Here is a 23,755-nt window from a genome sequence, read left to right as displayed (position 1 = left end):
CGCGGGCCGATCAGTCGTTTAACCCGAGCGGCGAGACGTTCACCCGACGTCGCGATCCGCCCATCGCTTTTTCCGGAGGTTCCGTCGTGCCCGATTCCCAGAACGAACGCGCCGTCAGCGCTCAGAGCGAGGCCGAGCGCGCCGTGCGCGAGGCGGCCGAGTGGACCGTCGCCGTCGTCGCCCGAGCCATCGACGACGCCCGCACCTCGCGTTGATCCCGCAAGCTCCGCCTGCTATTATATGAGCATAAATCACTAGGCGGTCTGCGGATTCGCTCGATGGAAGGAATCCGCATGCTGGCTGTTATACCGCGTTATACTCGACCCATGAAAACCGCGATCTCGGTTCCTGATGACACGTTCGAGCGCGTCAACCGCAAGGCCGCGGAGATCGGGATCAATCGGTCGGAGTTCTTCTCGCGCGCTGCGGAGCTTTACCTCCGGCAGCTCGAGGCAGACGACCTGACGGAGCGCATCAATGAGTCGATTCGTCGCGCCGGTCCCGACGCTCAACAAGAGGCTCGCGACTTCGCGCGATTTTCGCAAATGCAAGCCGCTCGGTATGTCGAAGACGACGAATGGTGATCAATCGGGGCTCGATCTGGTGGACGGATCTCGGAGAGCGGCGGGGGAGTGCTCCGGCGCGCCGGAGGCCAGTTCTGGTGATGCAAGCCGACAGGTTCAATCGAAGCGAGATTTCAACGTGTGTGGTGCTGACCATCACCTCGAAGACAGCGCTTGCTGAGCAGCCGGGAAATGTCTTCCTTCCGTCGACGGCGTCAGGGTTGCGGAGCGATTCGGTCGTCAATGTCACCCAGATCTCGACGGTCGATATAGAGAACTTGCGAGATCAGGTGGGAGAGCTTCCCTCCTATCTTCTCGAGGGGGTCGAGCGCGGAATGCGGTTGGTGCTGGCGCTCTGAGTGCCTCCGGCTAGGCGCGGGCGATGAGGGCCCGGGCGTAGTTTGCCCGGTTCTGCAGCTCGTAGAACTGCGCCGCGGTATTGAACTGGGCCGGCTCGCCGGTCTGGTAGGTGAATGAGCCGTTCGTCACCGTGATCTGCGCGAACCCGCTCACGCGATCCTCCTTCGCGAGCAGGAACAGCAGACTGAACAAGAAGATGACGAACAAGCCGACGATGGCCACGACGATCGCCCACGTGGGGATGACGCGGTCGACGCGGGTGTTGTTCGCCACGATGATCTGGCAGTTCGTGAGTGGAACGCTGCCCTGCGGCGTCACCACCCAGTGCTCGGTGAGATAGAAGTCGCCGAAACGCACGAGCGGCTGCTCGGTGTGCGGAGCGGGGAGGGGGGCGCCCGTCGGGCCGACCATTGACATGCCGCAACCCTATCGAGCCGAGGTGCCGCGCCAGGTAGTTAGTTAACAGAAACTAGCTACCTGGCGGACATCCGGCGGACACCCGTCGTCCGCGAGTCGTCCACAACGCGAACCTACTTTCGGGACTCGTGCCACAACGAGACCACACGAAACACCTCCGACCACGCTCCCGTACCGTCCTCGCCTCGACCACCGCCGCCTGCCTCGTGCTCGGCGGTCTGGCGCTCGGCGCGGTTCCGGCATCCGCCGCCGACGGCGACGCCTGGATGCCTCCCACCCCGGCCAACTGGCCCACCGTCGTGACCGACAGCGCCACGCCCGACGTGCCGATCACGGCCGGCGTCACCGAACACTCCGACGTGCTGAACACGGTCACCGGACGACAGCCCGTGCAGCTGCTCGAGGTCGACGCGAGCGACGCGAACGTGCGCCTCGGCGTGGTGGGAGCCGGGCAGACCCTGATCAACCCGGCCGACGAGACCCCGAGCTCCATGGCGAACCGCACCGGCGCCGTGGCCGGCATCAACGGCGGGTTCTTTCAGATCAACGCCTCCGGACAGCCGAATGACGGTCAGATCGTCGACGGCGAGATCTGGAAGAGCCCCACCCACAACCATCCCGGCACCTTCGTGGTGCTCGCCGACGGCACCAGCGCCATTCGCGACGAGGAGTTCAGCGGAACGATCGCTGTCGGCGGCCGCACCCATCCGTTGTTCTCCATCAACTGGACAGGCGACGCCAGCGGCGACCAGATCACCGAGATCACCCCACGGCTCGGTAGCCCCACCGACCTGCCCGCGAACCCCGTCTTCGCACAGGGGACGACGAACGACGGCGGCGCCAGCATCACGGTGACGAGCATCGCCCCCGTCGCTTCGCTGCCCGCGCTCGCCGGCGGCACGGCGGGCCTGCTCGCCTCGGCCGCCGGCGGCGAGTGGCTCAGTGCCAACGTTCACGTCGGCGACACCGTCACCGTCTCGCATGCCATCGCGCCGGACAACGACATCGAGCAGTTGCTGCAGGGCCCCGGCCAGCCGCTCATCGCGGGGGGCGAGATCACGCCCGATTACGGCAACGGAAACCCCGCCGGCCTCAACCCCGAGACTGCGATCGGCATCAGCGCCGACGGCAAGCACCTCACGATGGTGGCTCTCGATGGCCGCGGAACCAGCGCCACGGCCATCGGCCCGAGCGTGGCGCAGGTGGCCGGCTATCTCAAGCAGAAGGGCGTCGACAGCGCCCTCCTGCTCGACGGCGGCGGATCGACCAGCCTCGTCGCCCGCCAGCCGGGGGAGCAGCAGGTCAGTGTGATGAACCTGCCCTCCGACGCCGGCAACGTGGAACGCCCGGTCGGAAACGGCATCTTCGTCTACAGCACCGCGACGGACGCCGGAGCACCCGCGACCGCCTCGATCGCCGGCGGCAACCCCGTCGACGCCGTGGTGGGCATCCCGGCCCCCGTTCGCGCCTACACCCTCGACGCTCACGGCAACCCGACGGATGCCGGAACGCCGACCGTCACGGTCGACCCCGCGTCGCTCGGCAGCTGGAGCGGCGGCACCTTCCAGCCCGCCGCGGCAGGCTCCGGAACCCTCACGGTGTCCCAGGGGGCAGCGACCGCGAGCGTTCCCCTGACCGTCGCCGCGACCCTCTCGTCGCTGTCGGCGAGCCCTGCGGCACCCGATCTCGACAACGGCGCGACCACCACGTTCGCGCTGACGGGCCACGCAGCGGGCCTCAGCACGCCCATCGCGGCGGGTGCGGCCACCTGGACGCTCAGCGACCCGGCCCTCGGCGCCATCGACTCCGCGACCGGGGTCTTCACGGCCGCCGCATCCGGTTCGGGCATCGAAGCGATCACGGTGAGTGCGGCCGGTGCCGAGACCGTGATCGAGGTGGGCGTCGGCAGCAAGGGGCAGGTGCTCGACCCGATGAACGACAGCACGGCCTGGAAGTACAACATCACGAACGGCGCCGTGGCCACCACCAGCACCGACCCGGATGTGCCGCCCGGCTCGACCGAGAGCTCCTCGATCCGCCTCGACTACTCGATGCCCGGCACCCCCGGCGTGCACCAGATGGTGCTCTCGCCGAAGAATCCGGTGACCATCGACAAGAACTCGGCCGGCCAGAACCCCACCGCGATCGCGGTGTGGATCAAAGACGACGACCAGGTGCACAACGCGTTCCAGTTCGCCACCTCCTACAAGCAGGGAAACGGCCAGTCGGCCACGCTCTACAACACGGGCGTGCAGTACAACGGCTGGAGCCTCTTGAAGACGCAGCTGCCGGCAGGAACGGTGTTCCCGCTCACGCTGTCCTGGGTCGACATGTTGAGCATCAACCCCACGCTGGCCTCCACCGGAACCATGCGGCTCTCGTCGCTGCAGGTGCTCTACGCCGCCCGCACCCCGGAGGAGCCCGAGTACACGCCCATCCCCGAGAACCCCTCGTGGCTGCACTACGTCGAATCGCCGTCGGAGTTCACGCCGGGCGGCCAGACCATCCTGATGGGGGATGACGCACACATGCTCGCCGACGACCCCGACGGCACGAGCTCGCACGTGATGGACGACATCGCGGGGCTCGTGAACGGCTCCGGGTACACCACCGCCGACGGCACGAAGGTCGCTCCGCTGCCCGATGCGGCGGTTCCCGACGTGGTGCAGATGCTCGGCGACATGGCCGACAACGGCGACCCGGCGAACCTGCAGTACGCGGCGCAGAAGATCTCGGCACTCGGCCTGCCCTACCACGACCTCGTGGGCAACCACGAGATCACCCAGGGCGCCACCCCGGAGAACGTCAACTTCAACCAGACCTTCGGCGAGACCCACTACTCCTACACGGTGGGCAGTGCGACAGTGATCGCCTCGGACAATGCCCACGGCGGCGTCACCTCGTCGAACCCGTTCCAGGTTCCGGATGCGGAGCAGTACGACTGGCTGGTGAAGCAGCTCGACGCGGTCACCACCCCGGTGGCCGTCGTGGCCATCCACATGCCGGCCTACGACCCGTTCCCCGCGAAGAACAGCCAGTTCACCGACCGGTGGGAGGCGCAGCAGTACCTCCAGCTGGTGCAGAACTACCAGACCGCGCATCCGGATCGGCACGTCATCATGACCTACGGGCACGCCCGCGGCTTCGCCGAGCAGATCCTCGACCCGCAGGGCGACGCGGTGTCGGGCAGCGCCGGGATACCGCAGTTGACCTTCGGCGATCTCGGGATGCCGGCGTACACGACGCCCGACAAGGGTGGTTTCTACCACTTCGGTCTCGTGCACATCGCGAACGACGGAACCGTGCAGTTCGCGGTGCAGGCCGTGCTGCAGTCGCTCTCGATCGACGGAGCGGCTGAGCCGGTGGCCGCCGCGTCCGATCGGGTCACAGCGCTCGACGCGACGGCCGCAGCCGATGCGACGGATGCCGACCTCACGGTCGGAGACACCCTGGCCCTGACGGCGAGCGGTGTGAACCAGTCGGGCGACAACCTCGACCCGGTGGTCGTGCCGATCGCCGATCCGGTGTCGCACGTCTGGGCGAGCAGCGACGCAGCGGTTGCGGCGGTCGATGCCGTGACCGGGGAAGTGACCGCGCTCGCTGCGGGAACCACGACCGTCTCGGTGACGGCCGGCGGGATGACGGCGGAGAAGACCATCACGGTCGAGGCCGCCCCGAGTCAGCCCGGTGACGGTGACGGTGGCGGAAACGGTGGAGACGGCGGAAACGGTGACGGCGGGACCGGTGACGGCGGGTCTGGTGGTGGCGGCTCGACCCCGGGTGACGGCGGCGGAAGCGGCTCGACGCCGGGCGACGCGTCGGGATCGACCGGTAACGGAACCGCCTCGTCGACTTCGGCCGACGGTTCCCTCGCCAGCACCGGCGCGAACGGCCCTGCCGGCCTCGCGCTCGGCCTCGGCGCGTTCCTCGTGCTCGCCTTGGGCGGAGGCCTCCTCGTGATGCGGCGGCGACGCCGGGCCTGACCCGGCCCCAGCGGCCATCACCCAAGGGGGGCGTGATTCGATCACGTCCCCCTTGGGTGGTGATCGGTCGCGGCGTACTCTCGAAGAAGGGGGTGCGAAGGAGCTGCGACCATGAACGACGAGAACACCACCACCACTGACGCACTCGCGGCCGAGGGCGTCAGTATCTGGCTCGACGACCTCTCGCGGGAACGCATCCGATCGGGCGGACTGAACACCCTGATCGCCGAACGAGGTGTGGTCGGCATCACCACGAACCCCACGATCTTCGCCGCGGCGGTGTCGAAGGGCACCGCCTACGACGAGCAGATCGCCGCCCTCGCCGGCACCTCGGCGACGGCCGACGACGTCGTGTTCGCTCTCACCACGGCCGATGTGGCAGCGGCCTGCGACATCCTGCGCCCCGTCTACGACCGCACCGGCGGCTACGACGGTTGGGTCTCGATCGAGGTCGGCGCGGCCTCCGCCCACGACGCGGCCGCGACCGTCGCCGAGGCACAGCATCTGTCGGCCGCCATCGGCCGTCCGAACGCGTTCATCAAGATCCCGGCCACCGTCGAAGGTCTCGATGCGATCGCCGAGACCATCGGTGCCGGCATCAGCGTGAACGTCACCCTCATCTTCAGTCTCGATCGCTACCGCGGCGTGATCGACGCCTATCTGACCGGGCTGGAACGGGCGGCAGCGGCAGGCATCGATCTCACCGGCATCCGCTCGGTCGCGTCGTTCTTCGTGTCACGGGTCGACACCGAGGTCGACCGGCGGCTGGACGCGATCGGCACGGAGGAGGCGCGAGCGCTGCGCTCCCAGGCCGGAGTGGCGAATGCCCGACTCGCGTATGAGGTGTTCGAAGAGGCGTTCGCGAGCGATCGCGCGCGGCGGCTGCTCGACCAGGACGCCAACCCGCAGCGGCCCCTGTGGGCGTCGACGGGCGTGAAAGACCCGGCACTGCCCGACACCTTCTACGTGGTGGAACTCGTAGCGCCGGGGGTGGTGAACACGATGCCCGAGAAGACCCTCGACGCCGTGTTCGACCACGCCGTGCTGCGCGGTGACACGGTGTCCGGCACAGCCGGTGCCGCGCGCGAGCACCTCGACGCGCTCGCGGCGCTCGGCATCTCCTACGACGACGTCACCGCCACCCTCGAAGACGAAGGGGTGGCCAAGTTCGTCGCCTCGGGCGAGGAGCTCACCGCCACCATCGCGACGGCACTCCAGGCGTCTCGCCGCGGTGCGACGACGCGGTGAATCGCCCGCCGACCACCGGATGAGGTGCCCGGGGCCCTGACGCCCGACGCCTCAGGCCTCACGCCTCAGCCGAGGATTGCTGCGCGAGGTGCTGGCCGGTGAGCAGCGAGAAGACGTCGATGACGCCCGGGCCTGCGCCGAGCACCAGGTCGGGAGCCGTTGCGACGGCCTCGTCGATGCGGTCCTCCACCTCGTCGTCGTCGGCCGCGGGCATCCGCTCGAGATCGACTCCTTCGCGATCGGCCCATGCGGTGACGGCCTCGACGAGCGTCGCGGTGGGGGCATCGCTGCCCGCGGTGATGAGCACGACCCGGGCAGCGACAGCGGGCTCGGCGTCGTGGAGCGCAGCGCCGACGGCTGAGCCGTGCCGTGGGCGCTGCTCGTGCTGGTGCTGCTGGTCGCCGCCGTCGTGGTGGGCGGCATCCTGGTGCTGCGCCGTCAGCCGGATGCGGGCGAGTTCGGAGGAGGCCCGGTTGCAGGAAGCCGTGGCCGAGGCCTTGCGCGAGCGCGAGGCGGAGACGGTCAGCCCCTCCTAACCCTGCGGGCGGGTCTCGGGCTCGCCGAGCTCCTCGAAGAGGGTGATCTGCAGGTCGGCCGTGGTGTGCAGGCGTGCGTTGAGCGAGTTCCACGGAGTGCGGGTCGGCGGCGCGACGACCTCGGCGCCCGCATCGGCCAGTGCTCGCGTGGCCGCAGCGGAGTCGTCGACCTCGAAGGCGAGACGGATGCGCGGACTCACCGGCCGCCCCACCTCCACCTCGTCGATCATCGCCACCTGTGCCGGGTTCGAGATCTCCAGGGTCGCCCGTCCCGCCTCCAGGATCATGACGCGGGCGTCGCCCTCGCCCTCGAACGAGGCCTCCTCGGGCAGGCCGAGCACGTCGCGGTAGAGGGCGACGGCCTCGTCGAAGTCGGCGGCCTCCACGACGACGCGCAGCTGGGCGACCTTGATGGGCGAGCCCGCACGGGGAGTGCCCCGGTCGGCGCCGTCTGATTCATCCGTCATGCCTCCACCGTAGGCGCGATCACGGGCGCGCGAACAGCCCGTCGAGGTAGTCGCGGAGGCAGGCCACGACGTCGACCTCGCCGGGGGCGAGCAGCCATTGCAGCTGCAGGCCGTCCCAGAGGGCGGCGAGCGATGCCGCGGCGATCGCCACGTCGACGCTGCCGCCCAGCAGGCCGTCCGCCTGCAGCGCGCGGAGTTCGGCCGCGGTGCCGGTGCGCAGCCGATCGAACCGCGTGGTGAAGTAGGCACGCGCGGGATGGCCCTCGGTCGTCGACTCGCCGCTGAGTACGGCGTAGAGCTGGATCACCCCGGGAATCCGCTCGTTGGCCCGGGCCTTCAGCAACACCGACTCGGCGAACCCGGCCGTGGGGTCGACTGCTGCCGTCGACACCTCGTCGCGCCGCTGCAGAACCGCAAGCAGCAGGTCGCTCTTGGCCGGGAAATAGTGCAGCAGGCCGGTCTGGCTCATGCCGACCCGGTCGGCCACGGCCTGGAAGGAGCCGGCGTTGTAGCCCCGTTCGGCGAAGACGGCGTGGGCCGCGTCGATGATCGAGCGGCGACGCTCGGCCGATTTCGCGCCCGGGCCGCGGCGAGCCGTCGATGTGCTGCCGGTCGACATGAACACCTCCGATCTATTTCGAGTGGTTGCTCGAATTTGATGCTAGCCTCGCGATGACATCCACGCACCACGGTGAGGACCAGTTTTGCAGCCTTCGACCTATCTGACCGATACCGCTCCGGGTTCTGGAGCCCGGCGACCCGCCCGCGCCTGGCTCGCGAGCGATGCACCGAGCCTCTCGCTCGACGGCGAGTGGCGGTTCCGCCTGCTCGCCGGGGCACCGGGCACGCCCGGCGCGGCGGATGTGCTGCCCGCGGGGGAGCCGTCCGAGGGCGTGGCCGCCGTCGGTTTCGACGACTCGGAGTGGGCGAGCATCCCGGTTCCGTCGCACTGGGTGCTCGAGGGCGACGGAGCCTACGGCCGGCCCGTCTACACGAACGTGCAGCTGCCGATCCCGCTCGATCCGCCCTTCGTGCCCGACTCCAACCCCACGGGCGACTATCGACGAACGTTCGCGCTGCCCTCCGATTTCGAGGGAGCGGAGGCGGTCGTGCTGCGCTTCGACGGCGTCGAGTCGCGCTACAAGGTGTGGGTCAACGGCGTCGAGATCGGCGTGGGCAGCGGCAGCCGGCTGGCGCAGGAGTTCGACGTCACCGCCCAGGTGCAGCCGGGCGAGAACCTCGTCGTGGTGCGGGTGCACCAGTGGTCGGCGGCCACGTTCGTCGAAGACCAGGACCAGTGGTGGCTGCCCGGCATCTTCCGCTCGGTCACGCTGCAGGCCAGGCCGCACGGCGGCATCGACGACCTCTGGGTGCGGGCCGGCTTCCGCGACGGCCGGGGCGCGGTGGAGGTCGAGACCCGCGGTGCCGCCTTCCCGCTGCGCCTGCGTATCCCCGGTCTCGGCGTCGACGTGAGCTGGCCGACGGCGGCGGATGTCGCGCCCGTCGAGATCGCGGACGTCGAACCCTGGTCGGCCGAGACCCCGCAGCTCTACGACGCGACCGTGTCGAACGACGCCGAGTCAGTCGCCCTGCGCCTGGGCTTCCGCACGGTGGAGATCCGCGGCGACCAGTTTCTGGTGAACGGCCGCAAGGTGCTCTTCCACGGCGTGAACCGCCACGAGACGCATCCCGACCGCGGGCGCGTGTTCGACGAGGAGTTCGCCCGCGCCGACCTGGCGCAGATGAAGCAGTTCAACGTGAACGCGATCCGCACCAGTCACTACCCACCGCATCCGCGGCTGCTCGACCTGGCCGACGAGCTCGGCTTCTGGGTGATCCTCGAGTGCGACCTCGAGACCCACGCGTTCCAGCGGAGCGGATCGGCCACCTCGAGCTGGACCGGCAACCCCAGCGCCGACCCGGCCTGGCGCGAGGCCTACCTCGATCGCATAGAGCGCACCGTCGAGCGCGACAAGAACCACCCCAGCATCGTGCTCTGGTCGCTCGGCAACGAGTCCGGCACGGGGGCGAACCTGGCGGCCATGGCCGACTGGGTGCACGCCCGCGACCCCGAACGCCCCGTGCACTACGAGGGCGACTACTCGGGCGCCTACACCGATGTCTACTCGCGCATGTATGCCACGATCGCGGAGACGCAGTCGATCGGGTCGGACGACGACGATTCCCTGCTCCTCGGCTGCTCGGCGGCGGAGTCGGCGCGGCAGCGGTCGAAGCCGTTCCTGCAGTGCGAATACGTGCACGCCATGGGCAACGGGCCGGGCGCGATCGACCTCTACGAGGAGATCGTCGACCGCCACCCGCGGTTGCACGGCGGGTTCGTGTGGGAATGGCGCGACCACGGCCTGCGCACCCGGACGCCCGAGGGGCGGGAGTACTTCGCCTACGGGGGCGACTTCGGCGAGGTCGTGCACGACGGCAACTTCGTGATGGACGGACTGGTGCTCTCCGACGGCACGCCGAGCCCGTCACTGTTCGAGTGGAAGCAGGTGGTGGCGCCGGTGCGCATCGCGTTCGCGGGCGCCGTCGATGGCGATGGCGACGGCGGCGCGGTGGTGGTCGAGAACCGCCAGCACTCGGCCTCGCTCGCGGCCTTCGCGCTGCGGTGGTCGCGGTCGGTCGACGGTCGTGTCGTCGAGCGGGGCACGCTCGACCTTCCGGCCGAGGTGCCGGCCGGTGATGCGGATCGGGTGCCCGTGCCGGTGTTCGAGGCTGGCGTGACGGATGCGCCGGGCGAGCACTGGCTCACGGTCGACGTGGTGCTCGCCGACGAGACGGTCTGGGCGCCGGCGGGGCACGTGGTCGTGACCGCGCAGAAGGCGCTCGGCGCGCCGGTGGCGGCGCCGACGTGGTCGCGTGCACGCCGGGGAGACGCGACGGGGTCAGCGGGCGCGACGGGGTCGGCGGGCGCGACGGGGTCGGCGGGCTCCGACGGGTCGGCGTCGACGGATGCGGCGGGTTCGACGCGTGCGGAGGCATCCGCGAGCCCGTTCGCCGGCCTCTCGACGCTCGCCGGACTGCCCGTCGGTGGCCCCTGGGCCGAGCTCTGGCGTGCGCCGACCGACAACGACCTCTCCGGCAACGCCACGGGTCAGGGCGGCTTCGGCAGCTACGACCGGGTCGACCCCTGGTCGAACCGTGGACAGGGTGAGCCGGCGCCCTCGTCGGCCGAGCTCTGGCGACAGGCCGGGCTCGACCGCCTGGTGCCCCGTGTGGAGGAGGCCTCGGCCGACGGCTCGCGGCGTCGCAGCCGCTACGCCGCCGCCGATTCGCGCGAGAGCGTGCTGTTCGACGAGCGCTGGAGCCGCGACGGCGAGGCCTCCGTGCTGCGGGCGACTCTGACCCCGGTGGGCGACTGGAGCATCCACTGGCCTCGCGTCGGGGTGCGATTCGATCTGCCGCCGACCGTCGATCGGGCGGAGTGGTTCGGTGCGGGGGAGCGCGAGTCGTATCCCGACAGCATCCGTTCGGCTCACGTCGGCCGGTACTCCGCCGCCATCGACGACCTCGTGGTGGACTACGCCCGCCCGCAGGAGAGCGGCCACCGCAGCGGCCTGCGCGAACTCGTGCTCTGGGAGAACGGTTCGCCCTGGCTCCGGGTGGAGGCCGCGCCCGACCACCGTGGCCGGCGGCCCGGATTCACCCTCCGGCGGCACACGACCGCGCAGGTCACGGCCGCTGAGCATCCGCACGAGCTGCCGGAGTCGGAGCGGGTGTACCTGTGGTTCGATGCGGTGCAGCACGGACTCGGTTCGCGGGCCTGCGGTCCGGATGTCTGGCCCGACCACATCCTGCGCCCGGAGCAGCGCACGCTGTCGCTGCGGTTCACTCCGCTGCGCTGAGCGTGCCGGGCGCGCCGGGCCCGTCGGGCGCGCCCGACCCCGACCCGGCTTCGCGATAGGGCGGCGGGAGACGGTGCATCAGCGCGGCCCGGTCTTCGGTGCCGGGCGGGGTGAGCAGGAGGCTCACCAGGGCGACCGTCGTGGAATCGGGCGCGGTCAGCCGGTCGGCCTGACGCGCCGACCAGAGCTTGTGGGCCGACGTCGCCGCCGACGCGCGGATGGCGTCGAGGAAGTGATCGACGAACGTCACCTGCTCGGGCAGATGGTGCGGCGGTTGCCGATCGGTGGCGACCACGATCCGGGCCACGGTGTAGTCGAAGAGGAACGCGTTGATCTCGTTCCATTGCGGCCCCGACGCCAAGCGCACCTCGCGATGCTCGAACTTCCACTCCTCAGGTGGGGCACCGCGCGAGAAGCGCATGATCGAGCGGGTCAAGACGTAGTCCTGAACCGTGTCGGCGTCGGCGTGGAGGAGGATGGTGTGCGGCATCGCTCTGGGAGTCTACCCGACAACTGTTGATCAACCTGAGCATCGCCTCCATGCGGGATGTCGGCGGCGCCCCGCCGCGCCCTCCCGCGGGTCACTCCGCCAAGCGCCGGCCGAGGTCGCGCTCGACGCCGTCGGGCTGCTGCAGACCGAGGGTGAACAGGCGCTTGACGCGGTCGGCGTTCTCGGGGCGACCGGAGGTCTGGAAGAAGGCCTTCATGCCGGCCGCGAACTCCTCGTTCGAATCGGGGAGCGACCCCGTGTCGACCAGGTGTTTCGTGGTGCGCACGGCGGTGCGGTCGAAGCCGGCCACGCGGCGGGCGAAGCCGTCGACGAAGGCATCCAGCTCAGCGTCGGGCAGCACGCGGTTGACGTAACCGTATTCGGCTGCGCGCGCGGCCGGCACATCGTCGGCACCGAGCAGGATCTCGAGCGCCCGCCCCCGCCCCACCAGTCGCGCGAGCCGCGCCATCGCGCCGCCGCCCGGCACCGAACCGACGCCCACTTCGAATTGACCGAGCACCGCACGATCGCCGGCGAAGCGGATGTCGGTGGCCAGCACGAACTCGCTGCCCGCCGCCCGCACGCGCCCGTGGATCGACGAGATGGTGAGCGGCGGCACCCGGCTGAGACGGATGAAGTTGTCGACGTAGGCCGGGAGCCCGGTCGGCCCGGTCGCCATCGCAGCGACGCGCGCGGGGTCGGCGAGGAAGTCCCAGTGGGCCATGAAGTAGTCGGGGTTCGCGCTCTCGAACACCACCACCGTGAGTTCGGGTGCGCCTTCGATGCGCGTGACCAAATCGGCCAGCTGCTCGACGGTGTCGGGGTCGATGAGGTTCACCGGCCCGTTCTCGAACACCACCCGCCAGTAGGCGTCGCTCTCCTCGTGCACCCGGAACTGCTCGCTCGCGGCCATGCCGCACCACCTCTCCGTCGGCCCCACGCGCGCGCCCGCGCACTGGCCCCGATGATGCCACTGCGGCCGCGCCGATTCAATGCCTGGGGGTGGGATGCCGTGCCCCGCGCGCTGACGCGGGGCACGGCATCCGTCGTTCCGGCTACTTGGCCTACTTCACCTTCTTCACCGTGTAGGCGAAGGCGTCGTGCCGCAGCACGGCTCCGGATGTCTTCACCACGGTGATCGTGTGATCGCCGTCTTTCAGGTCGTCGGCCGAGAACAGCGGCTGCGCGGTGAGGCGCGCGGCGCTGTGCGTGTCGACCGTCGCCACGACCGCACCGTCGAGTCGCACCTCGACCGTGCCCTGGTCGGGCCCGGTCGGGCCGCTCCAGGAGACGCCCGTTCCTCGGAAGGCGAACGAGACCGAGTCGCCGTCGGCCGTGGTGGCGTGCACGTCGTCGTGGAGGTCGCCGCGGAACGCGACGTCGATCGCCGCGTCGCCCGTGGGGAGACCTGCGAGGTAGGCGGCGTGGATCGTCACCGTGGAGCCCGACACGTCGTAGTCGGTGCCGGCCACGAGCGCCGCGCCGTCGTGACTGAGGCCCGCCAGCTCGCCCGGGTCGCGCAGCACCTCGACCGCGACATCCGCCCCCGCTGCCTTGTCGAACACCGCGGTGCTCGGACTCAGCAGGCTCTCGAGAGTGACGTCGAGCTTGTCGAGCAGCATGAACGCGCCCGATTTCTTCACGACCTGCAGCGTGTGGGTGCCGTTCGGGAGATCGGATGCGCTCCACACCGCCACCTGCACCCCGCGGCCCTCGCTCGGGTCGAGGTGCGTGCTCACGGTCTGCTGGAAGACGCCGTCGAGGTACACGTCGACGTCTCCCTGCGATTCGTGGGTCTCGGTGACGTAGTCGATGCCGGTGCCCTGGAAGGTGTACTGGAACGCGGAGCCGTTCGCCTCGACGTAGTGCACGTCGTCGCCGAAGTCGCCCAGACCGCGGTTGCCGCTCTGGCCCCAGGAGCCCGTATAGACGATGCCCGGATCGTTGTCGTTGACCGCGATCGTGCGCCCGTCGGCCGGGGGCGTCGGGGGAGTGGCATCCGTCGACGAATCGAAGACCGACACCGTCAGGGGCTGGCTGGTGGCCGCCACCTCGGTGTTGCCGTTGCGCGTCCAGTCGCCGTCATACGCGACCCGCAGGGAGTCGTCGTTCACCGTGAGGGCGGCCTTCTTGGCGGGCGTGACCTTCAGCAGGCGCACACCGTGGATCGGCACGTCTTCGGCGGTGAAGCCGGTGTCAGCCGAGCCGAGGTTCTTGCCGGCCCAGAGGTCGCGAACGGATGCCCCGCCCGTGAGCCCGAGATCGGCCCAGTTCGCCGTGATGTCGGCGTCGGTGCGGCCCAGGTTGAACAACGCGACCGTGTAGCTGCCGTCGGCGTTCAGGGCGTACCAGACCTGCTTCTTCGTGGCGATCGACACCGGCTGCGCGGGTGTGCCGGCCTGGTTGACCGCGAGCACTTCCTTGTTCGTGACGAGGTCGAGCCCGAATTGGTCGAGCTGCGTCAGGTCGTTGCCGAGATACATCGGGGCGGCCGAGATGGCCCAGAGCGTGGTGGCGGTGCGGCGTTCGTCGCGGGTCAGGCCGTCCATCGATCCGTTGCCCACGTCGAGCGAGTCGAGATCGTTCCAGCCGCCGGGCCCGCCGTGGCGCCACCAATCGGCGAGGCGGGGGAAGAGACGGTCGATGTTGTCCCAGGTGGTGAGGGCGTCACTGCCGCAGTAGCACTCGACGTCCCAGTCGACCCGCCAGCCGTCGGCCATCTCCTTCCAATAGTCGGCGTAGTTGATGTCGAGCGCCCAGGAGAGCTCGAACCAGATGCCGCGGGCGTGCAGAGCCTCCGACCAGGCAGCCACGTCGTCGCGCGCATCCAGTGACAGGTCGCTGATGCCCGAACCCGGCGTGACACTGTCGAACTTCACGAAGTCGACTCCCCAGGAGTCGAGCAGGTTCGCGATCGAATCGATGTACTTCTGCGAACACGGGTTCTCGAAGTCGAGGCGGTAGCCGATGTTCCAGTAGTCGGCCTGCTGGATGGGCTGCTTCACGATGTCGTGCGTCGTGCACTCCGGAGCGCCGGCGATCGGCAGAGCCTGCTCGTAGACGTCCGGCGAGATGCCCGGGATGAAGTAGAGACCGAACTTCTGGCCGTTGCCGTGCACGTGGTCGATGACGGTCTGGAGACCATCGGGGTAGAGCTCGGTACTCGGCACCGGGAGGCCGTTGCCGTCGACGCTGCCGTTCCAGCCGGAGTCGACGTTGATGTACTCGTAGCCGAAGGGCTGCAGCTTCTCGTGCATCGCATCCGACTGGGCGATGATCTGGTCGGCGGTGATCCACTTGCTGTTGCCGGAGTAGACCTGCATGCTGTAGCTGCTCCAGCCGAGGTAGGGCTTGGCGGCGAGGTCGGTGGGCGCGGCGGCGGGCGGTGCGTTCGTGGTCGCCGGTGTCGGCGGCGGCGTCTCTTCCGTCGCGACGGCCGTGCCCGCACCGGCCAGCCCGATCGAGAGCGCCACGACACCGGCGGTGACCGCCGCCATCGTGCTGCGCAGGAGTTTCTTGCGTTCGTGCATCAGTTCCCCATTTCCGGCAACGCTGCCGTAATTACTTGACGACGTTAATAAATCATGCGGAGGGCCACGGGCACAAGAGCGATGTGCCGTCTTCGGGGGTCGAATCCGTAGGGTGGGGGAATGGATGACGCGTCGGAGGCCCCGGGAGCGGTGCTGCTCTCGCTGCCGTTCGCCGACCTCTGGCGGGTGGAGAACAGCCCCGCGCGACGGGTTCCGAGTCACGGAGTCGATGTGTTCGGGGAGCGATATGCGATCGACTTCGTCGGTGTCGACCGGCGGCACCGATCCGCGACCGTGAGCGACTGGCGCACCGTGCTCGCCACCGAACCGCCGGAGCGGTTCGTGTCGTTCGGCCGCCCGATCCTGGCGCCGGCCGACGGCACGGTCGTCGCTGTGCACGACGGCGAGGCGGATCACGAAGCCCGGCGCTCGCAGGCGGCCCTCCTGCCGTACGCGCTCGGTCAGGCGGCGCGGCTGCGGGCCGGGGTGACCGCGATCGCCGGCAACCACGTGGTGCTGCAGCTGCGCGAGAGCGGGAGCGCGAGCGAGAGCGAGAGCCGGAGCGGAGCCGGGGTCTTCGCCGCCCTGGTGCACCTGCGCCAGGGGTCTCTCCGCGTCGCGCCCGGCGATGAGGTGACGGTGGGGCAGCCGCTCGCCGCGTGCGGCAATTCGGGCAACTCGACGCAACCGCACCTGCATCTCCAGCTCATGGACAGCGCCGACCTCGCGGTCGCCCGCGGCATCCCGCTCGCCTTCCGACGCTTTCGCGAGTGGACGCATCCGGATGCGCCGCCCACCCTCCGCGACGCGGCGATCCCCGCCGAGAACACGGTCGTCGCCCCCGCGCCCGAGCACTGATCCGCGGGAATGAGCGGATTAGTCACCCCCGATTCTGCGAAAACGCCCGGATGAGTGGGCGGCGCCCACACCACGCGCGCGCGACCGGCCGATCGGGGCGACGGAGGGCGTGCCCGTCACCGGGTCGGGAACCACGAGGCACTCCAAGCCGAACACCTCCTGCACCAGCTCCGCCGTCAGGATCTCGGCGGGCGGGCCCTCCGCCACCACGGCGCCCAGCTTCATGGCGATCAGGTGCGTGGCGTAGCGCGCCGCCTGGTTGAGGTCGTGCAGCACCGCGACGAGGGTGCTGCCGGATTCGTGCAGGTCGGTGAACAGCTCCATCAGCTCGATCTGATGAGCGATGTCAAGGAAGGTGGTGGGCTCGTCGAGCAGCAGCAACGGGGTCTCCTGTGCCAGCACCATCGCCACCCAGACGCGCTGCCGCTGCCCGCCGGAGAGCTCGTCGACGAGCCGCCCGGAGAGCTCGGAGACCCCGGTCGCGTCGAGGGCGCGCATGACGGCGACCTCGTCGGCCTCCGACCAGCGACGGGTCAGCGACTGGTGCGGAAAGCGGCCGCGCGCCACCAGATCGGCCACGGTGATGCCGTCGGGCGCGACGGAGGTCTGGGGCAGCAGACCCAGCCGCCGGGCGACCTCCTTCGCCCGGTACGACGCGATCGATTCGCCGTCGAGCACGATCTGACCCGCGCTCGGCGTGATCAGCCGCGAGAGACCCCGCAGCAGCGTCGACTTGCCGCAGGCGTTGGGTCCGACGATCACGGTGAACGAGCCGTCGGGGATCTCGACGGTCAACCCCGAGGAGATGATCCGCCGGTCGTAGCCGATGGTGACCGCGTCGGCGCGCAGGCGAGCGCACCCGAAGGGTTCAGCAGGCGGGACAGGGGAGAGGTTCACAGGCGCCTCCGCGCTTCGTGGATGAGCAGCCAGACGAGATAGCCGCCGCCGACGACGACCGTGACCAGCCCGACCGGGATGTCTTTCGGCAACAGATGCTGGGCCACCAGATCGGAGGCTGCGAGCAGCAGGGCGCCGAGGCCGGCGGCCGAGGCCATCCCGACCCCTGCGCTGCGGGTGAGACGTCGAGCGATCTGCGGAGCCGCGAGGGAGACGAACGCGATGGGCCCGGCCGCCGCGGTCACCACGGCGGTGAGCGCGACGCCGCAGAACACGAGCCCGAGCCGCACAGGCTCGACCCTCAGCCCCAGCGCCTTCGCCGCGTCGTCGCCGAGTTCGAGCTGATGCATCGGGCCGGCGAGCGGGCCGAGGGCCACGAAGACGACGGCGATCAGCACCGCGGCCGGCAGGAACTGCGCCCAGCCGACGGGGTTCAGCGAGCCGGCGCCCCAGGTCGACGCGAGCATCGCGATCTCGAGTTCGGCGCGCAGCACGAGGAAGGAGCTGAACGCCGTGAGCATCGCCGAGACACCGATGCCGACCACGATCAGGCGGAAGCCCTGCATCCCGCGCCGGTAGGCCAGCAGGTACACGGCCGCGGCGCTGCCGAGGCCGCCGATCAACGCGCCGGCGGCGACCCCGAAGAAGGCACTGCCGAGCAGGATGATGGCGAACACGCCGCCCGCGTAGGAGCCGGCGGTGAACCCGATGATGTCGGGGCTCGCGAGCGGGTTGCGGGTGATCGACTGGAAGATCGCCCCCGACACCCCCATCGCCGCGCCGAAGAGCACGGCCGCGAGCACACGCGGCAGCCGCCACTCGAGCACCACGGTCGAGGCGATGCCGGTCTGCTGCCCGAGCAGGGCCGAGGCGACCTCGCCGAGCGACAGCGGCAGGTCGCCGAGTGCGAGCGCGAGCAGCGAGACGAGCAGCACCCCAGCCCAGATGCCCGCCCCGACGACCACGGGCCGCCAGGCGAAGCGCAGCGAGAGGCGACCACGACGCACGACGGCGGTGCGCATCCCGAAGTCGACGCGGTCGACGGATGTCGGCGGTCTGCTCACAGGGCACTCACCCGCGACCGCCGCACCAGCGCGATCAGCACGGGCGCCCCCACGAAGGCGGTGACGATGCCCACCGGCACCTCGCTCGGTGAGATGACGACCCGGCCCACGACATCCGAGACCAGAACGAGCGTCGGCGCCAGCACGAGGGAGTACGGCACGATCCAGCGTTGATCGGGGCCGACGATCCACCGTGCGACGTGCGGCACCATGAGACCCACGAAGGCGATCGGCCCGGCGATGGCCGTGGCGCCGCCGGCGAGCAGCGTGATCGCGACGACGGTGAGGATGCGCGTGCGCACCACCCGCGCACCGAGTGACCGGGCGAGGTCCTCACCCAGCCCGAGCGCGTTGAGCGGATGCGCGACGGCCAGCGCCAGTGCCAGGCCCACGACGACGAAGGGCAGCACGGGCACATAAATGTCGGGACCGCGCTCCACCAGGGAGCCGGCATCCCAGCCGCGCAGCTTGGTGAACGCGACCGGGTCGATCAGCATCATGGTGGTGGTGAGGCCGGTGAGCACGGCGGCCACGGCGACGCCGGCCAGCGTCATCCGGATCGGGTCGACGCCACGCCGGCCGGTCACTCCCACGAGGTACACGACGACGGTCGCGAGCAGCGCACCTCCGAACGCCCACCAGAGGTAGCCCGCCGCGGTGCCGACCCCGACGACACCCACCGCGACGGCCACGAAGAAGGCGGCACCCGCATCCACTCCGAGGATGCCCGGATCGCCGAGCGGATTGCGGGTGAGGGCCTGGATCAGCGCTCCCGCCACCCCGAGCGCGGCGCCCACGATGACGGCGACGATCGTGCGCGAGACGCGGAGCTCCAGCACGATCTGGTCGGCGGGCGTGCCCGTATAGGCGGTGAGGGCGTGCACGATGTCGTGGGGGGCGAGCATCTTCGATCCCACCAGCACCGAGAGCGCACCCGCCGCGACGAGCGCGCCGAGCGCGAGCGCCAGCCCCGCCGCGCGGCGTCGGCGCATGGCGGCGGGGCTGCGCTCGATGCGCGGCGGGGCGAGGGTCACGGGTGGCCTGTTCAGCCCTCGATGTCGTGCGGCGCCTGGCCGTTCACGGCGTCGACGAGTCGCGGAACGAGGTTGTCGATCACGTACTTCTGGCTCAGCGGAGTGAGGAAGTAGATGGCTCCGGAGAGCTCAGGATCGGTGTAGACGGCGCGGTTGTTCACCACGGCGTCGAGGCTCCCGAGGGTGCCGAACTCCTGCAACTCCTTCGGACCGTCCGCGCTCTCGGTGGCGAAGACGATGACATCCGCGTCGATCAGATCGACGTTCTCGGGCGAGAGCTGCGCCTGCTGGCCCGCTTCGGCCGCGTACTGTTCGAGACCAGGGGTCATGGTGAAGCCGAGTTCGGTGAGGAAGTCGGTGTTCACACCGTCGGGGTACACCCACAGGGTGCCGTCGTAGGGGAGGCCCTGCGAGAAGCTGGCGGTGAGTCCGGCGAACTCCGGATGCGCGGCAGCGGCCTCTGTGTAGGCATCCTCCACCCCCTGAATCAGCTCCTCGCCCTCGGCCGAGCGCCCGACGGCGGCGGCCACCTGGCGGGTCTGCTCCTGCCAGCTCGAGAAGTACTGCTCGGAGCCCGCGATGCTCGTGACGGTGGGCGCGATGTCGGCGAGCTTGTCGTAGGCCTCTTCGTCGAGGCCGGCGTTGGTGCCCACGATCAGGTCGGGCTTCAGGGCCGCGATCTTCTCGTATTCGAGCCCGTCGGTCTGGTCGAGCACGGTCGGCTCCGCGTCGCCCAGCAACTCTTGCGCCCAGGGCCAGACGGCGTGGGGCTGCTCGCCGTACCACTCGGTGGTGGCGATCGGGGTGACGCCGAGTTCGAGCAGGATGTCCTGCTCGGTCAGGCCCACCACCACGATGCGCTGCGGCTCTGCCGGAACGATCGTCTCGCCGAACTGGTGCTCGACCGTCACCGGGAAGGTGTCGCTGGGCCCGGTGGTGTAGTCGGGATTCGCGGTACTGGCCTTGGAGGAGGAGGAGGCGCAGCCGGCCAGAGCTGCTCCGGTCAGTGCGAGTGCCGCGACGGCGGCGAGGATGCGGGTGGGCTTCATGGGTCGTCCTTCGGAATGGCGGAGAGGCGGCAAGGCCTTAGTCAGGTTAGCCTTACCTAAACAAGCGCGCTATCGCTCTAAACGGACGCCGATCGACGGGAGACGACTTCAGCATGTCCGCCACCGCATATCCGCCCTCTGGAACGGGGCTCCGGGGCGGGGCCGATGTCGCCGAGGCGACACTGACGAACATCGTGGCGGCCCGCACCCGGGTCGACACCGGCACCCGTTTCGATCCGCACGTGCACGACGACGATCAGCTGGCCTGGATGCCGGAGGGCGCGATGGAGTTGTCCGTGCGCGCGGCGACGTGGCATCTGCGCCGTGACCATTTCGCGTGGATACCCGCGGGGGTCCGGCACGAGATGGCCTTCTCCGGCGCCGGGACGCTGATCAGCGTGTACGCGCATCCGGAGCTCCGCCCGTCGGGCGACCACTGGCGCCGGCCGCGTATCGTCGGCGCCGACGACCTCTCCGCCGCCGTGCTGCGGCACCTCACCGAAGCCGGTTCGGGGCCGAGTCCTGAACGCCGGCTCCGCTGCCACGCCCTGCTCGTCGATCTGCTCGAGAGCGCCGGCACCCGGCACGACATCGTGGCGCTTCCCGGCGACCCCCGCGCCCGCGCCGTGGCCGCCCGGCTGCTCGCCGACCCCGGCGATCCGCGTGAGCTCGACGACTGGGCGGCGGAGGTCGGCGTCGGTGCCAAGACCATCGCGCGCGCCTTCGTGGCCGACACCGGTCGCACGTTTCGGGAGTGGCGCATCCAGGCCCGGATGCACGTCGCCGCCGGTCTGCTGGCCGAGGGGGAGTCGGTGCAGGATGTGGCGGTGCGGGTCGGCTACGCCACTTCGAGCGGGTTCATCGCGGCCTTCGCGGCGCGTTTCGGCACCACGCCGTCCCGCTACACGGCCCGCCCCTGACCGCCCGCTGCCGCCCTCTTCGCCCGGTCGCGGTCGAAGCGACGGAGGAATCGCCCAGCCAGACGAATCGACGGAGCCTCAGCCCGAATCGCTGGGCGAACGCCGTCGAGACTACACGCGCGATTCGGGCGACTCAGGCGGGTTTGGGACCCGGCTGGTAGGGTGGCGACTTCGGCACGGCCGTTCCGTGCCGCCAGCGCTGCAGGACCGCTCCCGATGACCTCACTCTTCCTCCGAAACTCGAACCGCCCCGGGCGTGGACCGCGCCCACGGGGCGTCGTGCTCTCGCTCTGCGCCGGTGCCGCGGTGTTCGCGCTCGCGGCCCTCACGGCGCTGGCCCCGCCACCGCCCACGGAGGAGGCGCAAGCCGAGGCGCCGTACTCGGCGCGCCAGACCGCGGGATATGCGCAGCCCGACCAGACCGTCGCGGTCTCGGAGGGCGCGGTCGCGGCTGCGATCTCCCGCGACGGTTATGCCGCCGCACCCGGTCTCGAGACCTACACCGCCGGCAGCACGAATCGCGACTGGGCCGAGCTCGTGCTCTACCTCGCGGGCTTCCCGGTGAGCGAGTCGAACGTCACCGTGATGATGCGCTGGATGCGTCAAGAAAACGGCCCCGACGACTGGTGGCTGCGCAACAACCCGCTCAACAACGGTTGGGGCTCAGGTGGCGGAAGTGGCCTCGGCAGTTACGACAACCTCGTCACCGCGGCCCAGAACGTCGGCAACGCGCTGCACGGCAACTCCGGCTACGCCGCCATCGTGGCGGGTTTCGCGTCATCCGCTCCCACTGCGCAGATCGAGGCCGCGATCTGGGCGTCGCCCTGGGCGAGCAGCCACTACGCGAACGGCTCCCACTGGGCCTACACCCCCGTGCCCGAGTACGCCTCTCCCGCAGGCACCTGGGGCTAGCCGCCCCCGCTCCTCCCTCTCTCCTCCTCGCGACTCGCCAAAATCCGCCCTCAACGCCATCGTTCAGGGCGGATTTTGGCGAGTGGCGAGGTATTTACGGTGGACCTCTGGGGTGATAGTGTCGGGATGCGTACAAGAGTTCGTATTGCGAACATGGAGGCGAGATGATCTCGAAGGTGATTCCGGGCATCCAGGATGCGACGGCCGGCATCGAAGACGGCTCGACCGTCATGATCGGCGGCTTCGGCCGCGCGGGTCAGCCCGTCGAACTCATCGACGCGCTGATCGAGCAGGGCGCGAGCGGATTGACGGTCATCAACAACAACGCCGGCAACGGCGACACCGGCATCGCCGCATTGATCGCCGCGGGCCGCGTGCGGAAGGTGGTCTGCTCCTTTCCTCGGCAGGTCGACTCCCACGTGTTCGACGCGAAATACCGCGCGGGCGAGATCGAGCTCGAACTGGTGCCGCAGGGCAACCTGGCCGAGCGCATCCGTGCCGCCGGCTCCGGCATCGGCGCGTTCTACACCCCCACCGGCGTCGGCACGCTCGTGGCCGAAGGCAAGGAGACGCGCACCATCGACGGGCGCGACTACCTGCTCGAATACCCGTTGCGGGCCGACTATGCCTTGATCAGCGCCTTCAAGGCCGACCGCTGGGGCAACCTCGTCTACCGTAAAACGGCCCGCAACTTCGGCCCGCTGATGGCGGCTGCCGCGGCCACCACGATCGTGCAGGTCGACGAGGTGGTGGAGCTCGGCGCCCTCGACCCCGAAGCCGTCGTCACGCCGGGCATCTTCGTGAACCGCGTGGTCGCCGTGGGGGAGCGGGCCTGGATGCGCGACGGCGAGTTCGTCGGAACGGAGAAGGTGGCATGACCGGCATCGATCGCGATGCGCTCGCCGCACGAATCGCCCGCGACATCCCCGAGGGCGCCTACGTCAACCTCGGCATCGGCGCGCCGACCCTCATCGCGAACTACCTGCCCGACGACCTCGAGATCATCCTGCACACCGAGAACGGGATGCTCGGCATGGGCCAGAAACCCGAACCCGGTCGCATCGATCCCGACTTGATCAACGCCGGCAAGCAGCCCGTCACCGAACTGCCCGGCGCCGCCTACTTCCATCACGCCGACTCCTTCGGCATGATGCGCGGCGGCCACCTCGACGTCTGCGTGCTGGGCGCCTTCCAGGTCTCCGAAGCCGGCGATCTGGCCAATTGGCACACCGGGGGTGCGGATGCGATCCCGGCGGTCGGTGGGGCGATGGATCTCGCGATCGGCGCCAAAGACGTCTACGTGATGACCGACCTCGTGACCCGCGACGGCATCTCCAAGGTGGTGGCCGAGTGCACCTACCCGCTCACCGGCCGGCGCTGCGTCAGCCGCATCTACACCGACCGGGCCGTGTTCGACGTCACCCCCGAGGGCCTCGTCGTGACCGACCTGTTCGGTGACACCACCCTCGACGAGCTCCGCGAGGTCACGGGCCTCGCCCTCCTCGAGGGCACCACCTAGCACCCCACGACACCGCGTCCCTCCTCTCGACCCGCCAGAATTCGCCCT

22 protein-coding genes are annotated in these 23,755 nt (G+C 70.0%); 11 read left to right on the top strand and 11 right to left on the bottom strand.

Translation table 11 applies throughout. The annotated features are described in order from the left end of the window. Positions 1-86 precede the first annotated feature (86 nt). From N1027_RS18665 to N1027_RS18655, 3 genes are all read left to right on the top strand, one after another. On the top strand, positions 87-215 hold the full coding sequence (locus N1027_RS18665) for a hypothetical protein (RefSeq protein ID WP_259510053.1): 129 nt from the start codon (positions 87-89) through the stop codon (positions 213-215). 111 nt (positions 216-326) lie between these two features. Next, positions 327-584: a ribbon-helix-helix domain-containing protein gene (locus N1027_RS18660; RefSeq protein WP_259510051.1), complete on the top strand. Its 258-nt coding sequence runs from the start codon at positions 327-329 to the stop codon at positions 582-584. Then, the gene (locus N1027_RS18655) at positions 578-922 is read left to right on the top strand and encodes a type II toxin-antitoxin system PemK/MazF family toxin (protein WP_259510050.1); all 345 of its coding nucleotides are present in this window, start codon (positions 578-580) and stop codon (positions 920-922) included. Before N1027_RS18660 ends, N1027_RS18655 begins: the two co-directional genes overlap by 7 nt. A gap of 10 nt (positions 923-932) precedes the next feature. On the opposite strand, the gene N1027_RS18650 is transcribed toward N1027_RS18655, so the two are convergent. Then, complete coding sequence (locus tag N1027_RS18650) at positions 933-1,340, bottom strand: hypothetical protein (protein ID WP_259510039.1); 408 nt, start codon at positions 1,338-1,340, stop codon at positions 933-935. A 128-nt stretch (positions 1,341-1,468) separates the two neighbouring features. On the opposite strand from N1027_RS18650, the gene N1027_RS18645 reads away from it, so the two are divergent. Both N1027_RS18645 and tal read left to right on the top strand, forming a co-directional pair. Then, entirely contained in the window at positions 1,469-5,323 is a 3,855-nt protein-coding gene (locus N1027_RS18645) for a phosphodiester glycosidase family protein (protein ID WP_259510037.1), read from the top strand. A 111-nt stretch (positions 5,324-5,434) separates the two neighbouring features. Continuing rightward, positions 5,435-6,571, top strand: coding sequence for a transaldolase (gene tal / locus N1027_RS18640; RefSeq protein ID WP_259510035.1), 1,137 nt, complete (start codon positions 5,435-5,437; stop codon positions 6,569-6,571). Between the two features lie 58 nt (positions 6,572-6,629). Here the strand turns inward: tal and N1027_RS18635 are convergent, their stop codons facing one another. The 3 genes from N1027_RS18635 to N1027_RS18625 all read right to left on the bottom strand — a co-directional run bounded on the left by N1027_RS18635 (position 6,630) and on the right by N1027_RS18625 (position 8,193). Continuing rightward, positions 6,630-6,878: a hypothetical protein gene (locus tag N1027_RS18635; RefSeq protein WP_259510034.1), complete on the bottom strand. Its 249-nt coding sequence runs from the start codon at positions 6,876-6,878 to the stop codon at positions 6,630-6,632. Positions 6,879-7,103: 225 nt separating this feature from the next. Further along, positions 7,104-7,574, bottom strand: a complete 471-nt coding sequence (locus tag N1027_RS18630; RefSeq protein WP_259510033.1) for a VOC family protein — start codon at positions 7,572-7,574, stop codon at positions 7,104-7,106. A 19-nt stretch (positions 7,575-7,593) separates the two neighbouring features. Then, a complete protein-coding gene (locus N1027_RS18625; protein WP_259510031.1) occupies positions 7,594-8,193 on the bottom strand; it encodes a TetR/AcrR family transcriptional regulator in 600 nt (199 codons plus the stop codon). Between the two features lie 85 nt (positions 8,194-8,278). Here N1027_RS18625 and N1027_RS18620 point away from each other — a divergent pair, with 85 nt between their 5' ends. Beyond that, positions 8,279-11,434, top strand: coding sequence for a glycoside hydrolase family 2 TIM barrel-domain containing protein (locus tag N1027_RS18620; protein ID WP_259510029.1), 3,156 nt, complete (start codon positions 8,279-8,281; stop codon positions 11,432-11,434). Here N1027_RS18620 and N1027_RS18615 read toward each other — a convergent pair. The 3 genes from N1027_RS18615 to N1027_RS18605 form a co-directional block, all read right to left on the bottom strand. After that, positions 11,418-11,924, bottom strand: coding sequence for a hypothetical protein (locus N1027_RS18615; RefSeq protein ID WP_259510027.1), 507 nt, complete (start codon positions 11,922-11,924; stop codon positions 11,418-11,420). The genes N1027_RS18620 and N1027_RS18615 overlap by 17 nt on opposite strands. A gap of 91 nt (positions 11,925-12,015) precedes the next feature. Further along, positions 12,016-12,837, bottom strand: a complete 822-nt coding sequence (locus tag N1027_RS18610; RefSeq protein ID WP_259510025.1) for an enoyl-CoA hydratase/isomerase family protein — start codon at positions 12,835-12,837, stop codon at positions 12,016-12,018. A 151-nt stretch (positions 12,838-12,988) separates the two neighbouring features. Further along, complete coding sequence (locus N1027_RS18605; RefSeq protein ID WP_259510023.1) at positions 12,989-15,454, bottom strand: X2-like carbohydrate binding domain-containing protein; 2,466 nt, start codon at positions 15,452-15,454, stop codon at positions 12,989-12,991. 120 nt (positions 15,455-15,574) lie between these two features. Between N1027_RS18605 and N1027_RS18600 the strand changes: the two genes are divergently transcribed. After that, positions 15,575-16,312, top strand: coding sequence for a M23 family metallopeptidase (locus N1027_RS18600; RefSeq protein ID WP_259510021.1), 738 nt, complete (start codon positions 15,575-15,577; stop codon positions 16,310-16,312). An 18-nt stretch (positions 16,313-16,330) separates the two neighbouring features. Here N1027_RS18600 and N1027_RS18595 read toward each other — a convergent pair whose 3' ends face one another. The 4 genes from N1027_RS18595 to N1027_RS18580 are packed head-to-tail and all read right to left on the bottom strand — an operon-like array spanning position 16,331 to position 20,356. Then, entirely contained in the window at positions 16,331-17,209 is an 879-nt protein-coding gene (locus N1027_RS18595; protein ID WP_259510019.1) for an ABC transporter ATP-binding protein, read from the bottom strand. Then, on the bottom strand, positions 17,206-18,231 hold the full coding sequence (locus N1027_RS18590; RefSeq protein ID WP_259510486.1) for a FecCD family ABC transporter permease: 1,026 nt from the start codon (positions 18,229-18,231) through the stop codon (positions 17,206-17,208). The genes N1027_RS18595 and N1027_RS18590 overlap by 4 nt, the downstream gene beginning before the upstream one ends. 38 nt (positions 18,232-18,269) lie before the next feature. After that, on the bottom strand, positions 18,270-19,265 hold the full coding sequence (locus tag N1027_RS18585) for a FecCD family ABC transporter permease (RefSeq protein WP_259510484.1): 996 nt from the start codon (positions 19,263-19,265) through the stop codon (positions 18,270-18,272). Positions 19,266-19,318: 53 nt separating this feature from the next. Continuing rightward, positions 19,319-20,356, bottom strand: a complete 1,038-nt coding sequence (locus N1027_RS18580; RefSeq protein WP_259510016.1) for an iron-siderophore ABC transporter substrate-binding protein — start codon at positions 20,354-20,356, stop codon at positions 19,319-19,321. 113 nt (positions 20,357-20,469) lie between these two features. Here N1027_RS18580 and N1027_RS18575 point away from each other — a divergent pair, with 113 nt between their 5' ends. From N1027_RS18575 to N1027_RS18560, 4 genes are all read left to right on the top strand, one after another. Then, a complete protein-coding gene (locus N1027_RS18575) occupies positions 20,470-21,276 on the top strand; it encodes a helix-turn-helix transcriptional regulator (RefSeq protein WP_259510010.1) in 807 nt (268 codons plus the stop codon). A 216-nt stretch (positions 21,277-21,492) separates the two neighbouring features. Further along, positions 21,493-22,188 carry a hypothetical protein gene (locus tag N1027_RS18570; RefSeq protein ID WP_259510008.1) on the top strand — a complete coding sequence of 232 codons (696 nt, stop codon included), beginning with the start codon at positions 21,493-21,495 and terminating at the stop codon, positions 22,186-22,188. 164 nt (positions 22,189-22,352) lie between these two features. After that, positions 22,353-23,066, top strand: a complete 714-nt coding sequence (locus N1027_RS18565; RefSeq protein ID WP_259510007.1) for a 3-oxoacid CoA-transferase subunit A — start codon at positions 22,353-22,355, stop codon at positions 23,064-23,066. Continuing rightward, positions 23,063-23,707: a 3-oxoacid CoA-transferase subunit B gene (locus N1027_RS18560; protein WP_259510005.1), complete on the top strand. Its 645-nt coding sequence runs from the start codon at positions 23,063-23,065 to the stop codon at positions 23,705-23,707. Before N1027_RS18565 ends, N1027_RS18560 begins: the two co-directional genes overlap by 4 nt. Positions 23,708-23,755: the final 48 nt, after the last annotated feature.

The sequence above is a fragment of the Herbiconiux aconitum genome (assembly GCF_024979235.1).
GTDB lineage: Bacteria > Actinomycetota > Actinomycetes > Actinomycetales > Microbacteriaceae > Herbiconiux > Herbiconiux aconitum.
Note: the sequence above shows the minus strand (reverse complement) of the source record. Positions and strands in the feature narration are given on the sequence as shown.